The sequence below is a fragment of the Nosocomiicoccus sp. HMSC059G07 genome (genome assembly GCF_001815515.1).
Taxonomy (GTDB): Bacteria; Bacillota; Bacilli; order Staphylococcales; family Salinicoccaceae; genus Nosocomiicoccus; species Nosocomiicoccus ampullae_A.
Genome location: NZ_KV820880.1, coordinates 1 through 561 on the forward strand (window position 1 = coordinate 1; position 561 = coordinate 561).

General features: G+C 35.1%; 2 protein-coding genes. Both read right to left on the reverse strand.

What is annotated here, in order from left to right:
- Positions 1–250 (reverse strand): hypothetical protein (locus HMPREF3029_RS08390; protein ID WP_070710406.1); only part of this gene is annotated, 250 nt, incomplete at its 3' end.
- A gap of 8 nt (positions 251–258) precedes the next feature.
- Positions 259–450 (reverse strand): hypothetical protein, encoded by a 192-nt coding sequence (locus tag HMPREF3029_RS08395; RefSeq protein ID WP_040929072.1) that lies wholly within the window; start codon positions 448–450, stop codon positions 259–261.
- Positions 451–561: the final 111 nt, after the last annotated feature.

Here is a 561-nt window from a genome sequence, read left to right on the forward strand (position 1 = left end):
CTAGCAAGTTTGAGATGAACTTAATAGAAAAGACATCAACACGTTCTGTGTCGATGCCTTCTTGATTCATTTCCCATCTGTTATACATTGCTGTTACTATTTCAACAGCAATCGACTCTAATTCAGATGGAAATGTTTTATTTTGCGGGATTCCAACTCTTAAACAAATGCGATCCTTAGCAGTAGTTAAAAACTCACTCGCTAAATCAGTGTTAATGCTTGGTTTTCTAATTTTAATTCGTGCGAGCATTAAATCACCTACTTTTTACTTTTTGTCGTCTTAATCTCATCGCCAATTACTGGACGTTTTTGATTGTTCTTACTAGATTGTAATACTTTAATTCGTTCTTTTGTCGGCTTATATCCTTTACGTGGATATTTATCACGTCCTGCTATATAGATACGATTGTTGTCATCTAAATCAGAGAAGTTTTGTATCACTGGATACATAGTCTATCACTCCTTTAAATTTATACGCTCTCAGCAATTGTTCCAACAATGACACCATCTAAACGTTCAGCAAATAGAACTACACCGTAAGCCGTAATCGTTTCTGCTGTT

Bases quoted from the DNA above. Each gene is read 5' to 3' on its own strand.
- HMPREF3029_RS08395 (WP_040929072.1), bottom strand. From the start codon at position 450: ATGTATCCAGTGATACAAAACTTCTCTGATTTAGATGACAACAATCGT.